The organism is Magnetococcales bacterium, from assembly GCA_015228935.1.
GTDB lineage: Bacteria > Pseudomonadota > Magnetococcia > Magnetococcales > DC0425bin3 > HA3dbin3.
Genome location: JADGCO010000157.1, coordinates 1 through 7,197, shown reverse-complemented (window position 1 = coordinate 7,197; position 7,197 = coordinate 1). Strand labels below are relative to the sequence as shown.

The following is a 7,197-nucleotide window of genomic DNA, read 5'->3' as shown; positions in this document are numbered from 1 at the left end:
TCTCAAACCTCCCCCGATGGCAAGGTCACTACCAGTCAACTGCCGGATTTAGGATCATAGCAAATCTTGTTTCAAATGTTTCATGAAAAAATGTTTCAACACGATGTTTCAACAAATTCCCCGCTCTTGACATGCGGATGTAGCGGATGCTCCATCAACTCCTGTTCCAGAATGGCAGATGCAGAAGGCTGTTTGAAACATGGCATTTGGTTCCAGACATGTCCTTCCAACATGCGGCCAGCCGCCTTTTTCCGTACCCCACCCCACTGTTTGAAAAAGAACGGAATGTTCCTGGCCAGACATTGATCACGAATGGATGTTGCCCAATCAGCCTGCATTGGACGGGCACCAGGTCCTGACTCTCCTCCCACAATGACCCATGAAATTCCCCGGAGATCAATCGAACCCAATGGACCAAGCAGGGGTTCGATGGAAAGAAATCTAATTGAGGATGGTGTTTTGCGTAGATGCTCTATGCGGAATTTGTGCCGATCATCTTCAACCGTCACTCCCATCCAAACGTTCGATGGCCATTCAATCTGGTTGGCCATTTGATTCAAACGGGCAGAACGTTTTGTCAAAACTTGAAAGGTGTGCTGAGTGGATTGGGACATGATTTTGAAGACATTTAAAATATAATCATCTGGCACATCATCATGAAACAGATCGCTCATTGAATTTACAAAAATCATCCTGGGGCGACGCCATGTCTTCAAAGGCTTCTCAAGCAAATCCGGATGTGCGGTTGTTCTGAATCCATTATAATATCTGGGATTGCCCATGGCATGCAGACGTTTAGACATGCGTTCGGCGTAACAATTACGACACCCCGCGCTGATCTTTGTACAACCGGTTACCGGATTCCAGGTGGCCTCTGTCCATTCAATTGCACTGTGATCTGCCATGGATACTCTCCCTGTCAGCTTTACCACTATCAATGTTTAATCGGGTTGAAATTATTGCTAGACTGGTTGCCAGCAAACGCCATATCGTTGACCGACTCACATTCATCTTTCTCATGATCAGTTTGCGCGGTACATTTTCAGCAGATAGCCAGACCAATCGTGCCTGATCCGGTTCCAGCCAGTGCAGCCATTGCAGTGCTGCATCCATTCTGCTGATTTCCTCTGCCGTTGGCGGGCCCAATTGGAGTTCGACGTCATTCAAGCCATAAGCATCCCTGGGATCGTGAATTACTGAAGGCCAAAATGAGATGTAGCCCGCTGGCAATACTTTTGGCAAACGGCGCAAGGTTCTCGCTGCTTCTCCCATGCGTTTGGCAACAAGCTTCGGCGTCCATTTCTGATCATCCATGATGCACCTCAATAATAAAAAAACCCGCCAGAGGTTTCCCATGGCGGGCAACGATTTTCGATAAAATAATTTCAGTGTAAATATACTGGCTGAAAAGCTTCGCTTCATCAAGCAAAATCTTGATTTTCGGTTGTCATTGGCCGGATCAGTATGAGTATCCACCCCTGTCGTCCCAAACTTTATTAAACTCCGCATTGCCATTTGCAAATCGCGATGAAACTGGATTGCCACCCACATATCCAAACTTGCGAATTTGCCACTTTGATGCAGAAGAAGTTGTCCCGGGTTCTGCCAAACCGACATATTCCGGATTGTTGTCAGCATCATAGGACGTCAACCGGTCCATATATTCGTCTGATGACACTGTGGTCGTAATGGGTCCGAAACTTGCTTCTCCTGGAACTTTCACGGAGTCTCTCCTGTAGTCGATTCTGGATGTTTTGCTTGTTCTTCATTGGTCATGTGAGATTTTGGCTTTTTGCCCGGAAACCACAGTTGGTATATTTGGCCCGTGATTTCCATGCCAAATGCCTCGTATAGTCTCTCCACTCTGGAGTCTTCACGAATACCACTACCAGTTTGAAGAACCACCATGACCACATCGGGAAAAGCAGCTGCCCATTGCATAAATCTGCGCAACAGGCCCGCCCCACTGCCGATGCCAACTTCTGAAACATAAAAGAAAATATCGGTTGCCACCCGGGCAGTACTCCAGCCATAAACCTTGTCGGTAATCGCCACCAGGGCACCGACCAGTTCTCCCTCGCGCTCAGCGACCCAGACTTGTTGTCTGGGGCTGCGCATGGCCACCATGTAATCCCGCTTGAAGGCTCCCGGATCGAGAGGCAAATCACGGTATCGGCTCTCCTGATGCGCCTTTTCCACCAAATGGCTCAGGCCGATCAGGTCGGCCATTCGACCCAAGCGAATTGTGACTTGCGATTGGTCTCTATTTTTGTTCATGGACGTTGGCTCCTTATAATAAACTTGGCGGAAAATTATCCTCGCCTGTCAAAACAGCTTGTTTTTCTTAACTATCAGAAACCAAGCGCTACTTTAATCTTTATACATGAATTAACCATTTTTTTTCTAAAATATTTAATAATCTTTGTATATTCTTTTTTTAATCTACGATCCCATACCGATAATGGTATCTCAAGTTTTTCTGACATTGATTCGCGGGACAGTAACGGGAAAAAACCTCTCCCGTGGCAAGATCGACAATCAGAATCATCTCCATTGCATTTCACGCATATTCGTTGGTTAATTATTTCGTTGATGACCGTTTCAGATAAAATTTTCTGTTTATAAGATAATATTTCTTGCCATCCTTCCGATTCTGCAACATCTTTAATTTCTGCTGCCACATAATAGCATAGATCTCTTTTGAATTGCTCTTGCCCTGCAACAATAACCCTGAGCAATAGCATTTCTAAAGGTTTCAACCTGGATAAAGCGCCAGCCACATCTTCCCAGTTGACATCCGATGGGTTGGTGCTGCGTCCCCGAACCAGTCCCATTTTGTTGCCTGACAACTGATTCAGTCTGCTCAGTATAAATTCGCAGTTCATAGATATTATTTAATATCAACATGCTACATTGCAGGATAATTGTTCAGACAGCGATTTATGTTGATCAAGTCCAGAAATAAGCGATTTTGATAAACCTTTCAGGTCTATCTCTATATCTTCAACAATATGAAATATCCCCTGTACGATCATCTCATGACGTCCAACCTCATCCCAGGACGACAATAAAAACAACACTATATTAACCTTGCTTTGGATTTCATCCACCATATCACAGGAATCAGATATTTCTTTTTGGCTTACAAACATCTCTAATGTCCTCCAAGGTTGCCTAAGATATTATCGACCTGCACCGCAGGATTGATTTTGGATATCAGGCAGTGTGTTTTTTCCTGAACTGTTTCTGGCCGCAATCAGATTATTCCGGTACTTCGGCCCATACTTGGCCTGCAGCGACCCGTTTCGTGCCTGGTTGACCATGGATGCCACTGTTATGGCAAGACCTTTTTTTTCACTTTCGATGGCATTGGCAGCCAAAAGGCCGCCTACCTCATCCAGGATGATCTGCGACTGTTTTTCATCCAACCCTTGGAGGAGGATCATGGTCCTTTTCACCTGTCCTGGCGTGAAATCACATGGAAATTCCAGGCCTCCCGCTATCATGGTCCATGGGTCCTTCTTTTCGATCTCGACCGAAGGAGGAGGTTCTTGGAGATCCTGGTTCTGTATTGGCTCGATAACGGTCGTGGCGGTGGCGGCTGTTATCCGTTTGCGGGCATCAGTCATGTCGGCCCGGAAAACCGGACCGTGTTCTGGTATGAATCGATCATCTGCGGCATTGGCCGCCACCTGACGAGTCCATGAGACGAGATTGCCGATTGGCTTTGATCCTTCAGGATTCCGCAATCTGCCTCCCAGCTCGTCCAGGATTGCCTGCGGGTCAGGTGCCAGCGATGCACTGGACGCAACCTGGCGAACCAGGTCATGGGGAACTTTAATGGACACCTCCAATTGACCGACTTCCTGACCGACTTCCCAAAAAAGGCCGTCTGCGCTTTTCTCAAGCGTGACAGGTGCAAGCGTGACAGGTGGAGACAGGGGTGAGGTAGTAGTAGTGGTTTTTTCTTTTTTATTTTCTTCTTTACTACTACTACTACCAAATGTGACAGGGGATGTGGCAGGGGGCGTGACATCGGATGTGGTAGGGGGCGTGACAGGGGATGTGGCGGGGGGTGTGACATCGGATGTGGCAGGCGTGACATTGCTCTCTTGGCGCATCCGCTCCCGTCTGCGGCGCTGCCTGAGGGCCTCCGGTGTGACCTGGTGATCCAAATTATTCTTTGCATCCAAGTGGCAACCGCTGCTGCCACCGCTCTCCCACCCTGCCACGATAAGGGTTCCCTGGCTGCTTTCGTGGATCAAGTTCCGGGATTGAAGATTTTCCAGGTCATCCTTGACTCTCCGCCTCCGCAACTGCCACGCCATGGCATCCCGCCCGATCCCCGTGTCTCCAGAACCGGCACCAGTACCAGCGCCGGCCAAAAAAATCATTTCAGTGTATGTACGCCACAGGGGATGGGTCAGCATTCCTGTTCGGTGATCATCGATCAACCCGAGTGGGGATACTTGTGGCCATTCTGGCCAGCATCCAACCAAGGAAGGCGCGATGGCCAGAGTTCCCCTTTCGGTTTCTTTGACCAGATTACATGCCATGAGTGTTTTCAGGCTGCGCGTGGCCCCTCTGCGTCGTACACGCCAGTTCAAGGAATCTCGCGTGATCCCGGTATCCCCGTCACCACTCCCCTCGCCATGATCCGCCAGGTACAACAATTCGGTGAGTGTCCTCCATTGAGGATCAGACAAGGTGCCGATGAGTTCGGAATTGATGAGTCCGAGGAGGCTCATGACCGCATTCCCTGATAGGCTTTTGGATAAACGCTTGCGCCGCTGCTGCCCATTACTCGCACAGCCCGTACAGCGACATGCAGTCCCCAGTTTTCTCGGTGGCGAACAGGTCGAGTTGCCGCCCACCTCGGGCGGTCATGGACCAGCGCACCACGTCCCTTATGGGCGGTATCGGCAGGGTTGTATCCCCCTGGTGATGCCCTGGCACCTTATTGACAGCGAAGAACGTGGATGCGCCCCGTTTGGATACGCACCCAACCCGCTTTTCCCATTTCTCAATCCGCGAGATATCGTCGGGAAAGCGCTGGGCGATGTTGCGGATGCCAGCCTTGGATTCGTGGATGCAGGGCATGCATCCCACTCGTGAGCAGCCCAGCCGGTACAAAGGATTGGGGTCCACGCCGTGCCGGCGGTGGATGGCGAACACATCGCCCACCGTCCAGTCCAACAGGGGGCGAAATACCCATCGCCCGTCGCCCAGATCCTCGATCCGGAGCATACCGGCGCGGGAGGGTGACTCTTCGGCCCGGATGCCAAGCATGCTGACCGTCTCCCACCCCCGGTCCAGCCAGGGCAGGATGACGTACTCGTGGATTGCCTCGTGCTTGAGGATCTGAGAGCAGAACCGCGCCCGGGTGCTGGGGAATCGTCCCTTCAGGACGCAGAGGTCCAGGAAAGGATTGCCCGATGGATGCAAGTTCGACAACGCCTCGTCGATGCGATCCTGGGGGACACCGTCCTTCCGCCACTTGTCCGGCAATCGGCGGCGGCGACCCTGGAACGCCTCTGCGAAGTCGGATCGCACCCGAACAATCTCCGGGCAGCCGGTCATCTCCGGTAGGCGGTCGATGTACTCCAGAGTGATGCGGTGTTCGTTCCCCGTGTCCGCGAACACAGGCAGGAACGTCATGTCCCGTTCCATGGCCCAGAGCAACATGGCGGTGCTGTCCTTCCCCCCGCTGACGTTGAGGACATAGATCACGTTCATGGTCATAGGGCGTCATCTCCTGTGCCGTGGAGCAAGTTGCGGATGGAGGCATTGCTCTCTTGGCGCATCCGCTCCCGTCTGCGACGTTGTCTCAGGGTTGCGGGAGATATCTTTTCCGTTTTCGTAGCGCGTACCCATCCAGCCACCAGTTGGAGGGTCAGATCCCGCAATTCCTCACTCCCTGTCTCATCTGCCTTTGCAAGCAGGATGAACAAAAGGTCCTTCACATCCATATCGGGGGGATGTGGTTGATGGTGAACGTACTGGCCATGGTCCTGGTCCGTCCTGGTGTGCAGTACCTTCCTGAACAATTTGCGCAATTCTTCCTTCCCATCCAGGTTGGACAGATGATGGTCGTACCGGCCTGTCATGCAGATGGCGGGGAGGATTTCACCGGCAACCTTTTTCAGAAGGAGCATGGCCTTGGGCTTGTCGGAGCGGCCCAGAAAAAACCACATGCCAGGTTCGGACAGGATGGCCATGTTCTGGTTTGCAAAGGGGGTCGGAACAGATCCAATCCCCCTCCATTCCACCGGGACATGTTCGATAGTTTTGGTATCGGTCCAGTCATGGCCAAGGGCTTCAGCAATGTCCTTGGCCACGAACCATGGTACACCACCGATCATCCGGATGCGGATCTGCTGGTTCTCGAAGGTATAGGTGAAGATATTGGGGGTGGAATGCAAATCGCCCAGGATGGGTTGATGGTGGACGTACTGGCCGGTCTTGCGGATCGACGGCAAGACTTCGGCGGTGACCCATCTGCAGAAAGGTTTTGCCTGCGGTTTGTCGGACCGCAGTACCAAAGAATAAAAACCGGATTCATTGATTATATTGGCTTGGTCGTTGCCGGTGGAGATGCCCTTTATTGAATAAAGGGCTTGTTCATCTCCATCCAGGCGCTTCATTGCGTTTGTGACGTTGCCGATTTCCAGAATTGCGCACACGTCAGCGGCCACAAACCACGGCTCGCCGTCACGGGTAACGACCCGGACCACGTGTGCCTCGAACTGGAATGGGGTGATGCTGGTGAAAGGCGTAGAGGGGGTACTGCGGCTGGTATTCATGCGTGCGCTCCGTTTGCAGAAATTGCCGGAGCGCGAACCTTTTTCAAGAGGCCCAGACTCCGGGGGTTGAAAAACCTGGCAAACGGAACAGGCCCGACGTGCCTTTCAGGCCGAAACCCTGGACATGCGCACGTCGCCCCCGGAGATGTGATATGAAAAGCATGAATCATGCCCTGGACGCAAAATCCGGGCATAAAAATACCGCCAAGTCTGTCGGGGGCGGGGGGACCGCCGTCTGCCATGGAGTTTTCAAGCTCCTGGCGCGACGCTACTCCCGTCCTGGCGGTGGTGTCAAGGATATTATCCGCTCGGTCCTTGGCCACGAACCATGGTACACCGCCGATCATCCGGATGCGGATCTGCTGGTTCTCGAAGGTATAGGTGAAGATATTGG

Annotated in this window: 9 protein-coding genes; 1 reads left to right on the top strand and 8 read right to left on the bottom strand. The window is 51.8% G+C overall.

Annotated features, from left to right (window positions below):
• Positions 1 to 95: 95 nt before the first annotated feature.
• The 8 genes from HQL65_19910 to HQL65_19875 all read right to left on the bottom strand — a co-directional run bounded on the left by HQL65_19910 (position 96) and on the right by HQL65_19875 (position 6,803).
• Positions 96 to 905 carry a phage Gp37/Gp68 family protein gene (locus tag HQL65_19910; GenBank protein ID MBF0138502.1) on the bottom strand — a complete coding sequence of 270 codons (810 nt, stop codon included), beginning with the start codon at positions 903 to 905 and terminating at the stop codon, positions 96 to 98.
• Complete coding sequence (locus HQL65_19905; GenBank protein ID MBF0138501.1) at positions 883 to 1,314, bottom strand: hypothetical protein; 432 nt, start codon at positions 1,312 to 1,314, stop codon at positions 883 to 885. The genes HQL65_19910 and HQL65_19905 overlap by 23 nt, the downstream gene beginning before the upstream one ends.
• A 405-nt stretch (positions 1,315 to 1,719) precedes the next feature.
• The gene (locus HQL65_19900; protein MBF0138500.1) at positions 1,720 to 2,277 is read right to left on the bottom strand and encodes a GNAT family N-acetyltransferase; all 558 of its coding nucleotides are present in this window, start codon (positions 2,275 to 2,277) and stop codon (positions 1,720 to 1,722) included.
• 74 nt (positions 2,278 to 2,351) lie between these two features.
• On the bottom strand, positions 2,352 to 2,834 hold the full coding sequence (locus HQL65_19895; GenBank protein ID MBF0138499.1) for a hypothetical protein: 483 nt from the start codon (positions 2,832 to 2,834) through the stop codon (positions 2,352 to 2,354).
• A 66-nt stretch (positions 2,835 to 2,900) separates the two neighbouring features.
• Positions 2,901 to 3,152 (bottom strand): hypothetical protein, encoded by a 252-nt coding sequence (locus tag HQL65_19890; protein MBF0138498.1) that lies wholly within the window; start codon positions 3,150 to 3,152, stop codon positions 2,901 to 2,903.
• A 30-nt stretch (positions 3,153 to 3,182) separates the two neighbouring features.
• Positions 3,183 to 4,748 (bottom strand): hypothetical protein, encoded by a 1,566-nt coding sequence (locus HQL65_19885; GenBank protein ID MBF0138497.1) that lies wholly within the window; start codon positions 4,746 to 4,748, stop codon positions 3,183 to 3,185.
• A gap of 52 nt (positions 4,749 to 4,800) precedes the next feature.
• On the bottom strand, positions 4,801 to 5,742 hold the full coding sequence (locus tag HQL65_19880; GenBank protein MBF0138496.1) for a phosphoadenosine phosphosulfate reductase family protein: 942 nt from the start codon (positions 5,740 to 5,742) through the stop codon (positions 4,801 to 4,803).
• Positions 5,739 to 6,803: a hypothetical protein gene (locus HQL65_19875; protein ID MBF0138495.1), complete on the bottom strand. Its 1,065-nt coding sequence runs from the start codon at positions 6,801 to 6,803 to the stop codon at positions 5,739 to 5,741. The genes HQL65_19880 and HQL65_19875 overlap by 4 nt, the downstream gene beginning before the upstream one ends.
• Positions 6,804 to 6,955: 152 nt before the next feature.
• Here HQL65_19875 and HQL65_19870 point away from each other — a divergent pair.
• The coding region (locus HQL65_19870) for a hypothetical protein (GenBank protein ID MBF0138494.1) at positions 6,956 to 7,197 on the top strand (242 nt) is incomplete at its 3' end.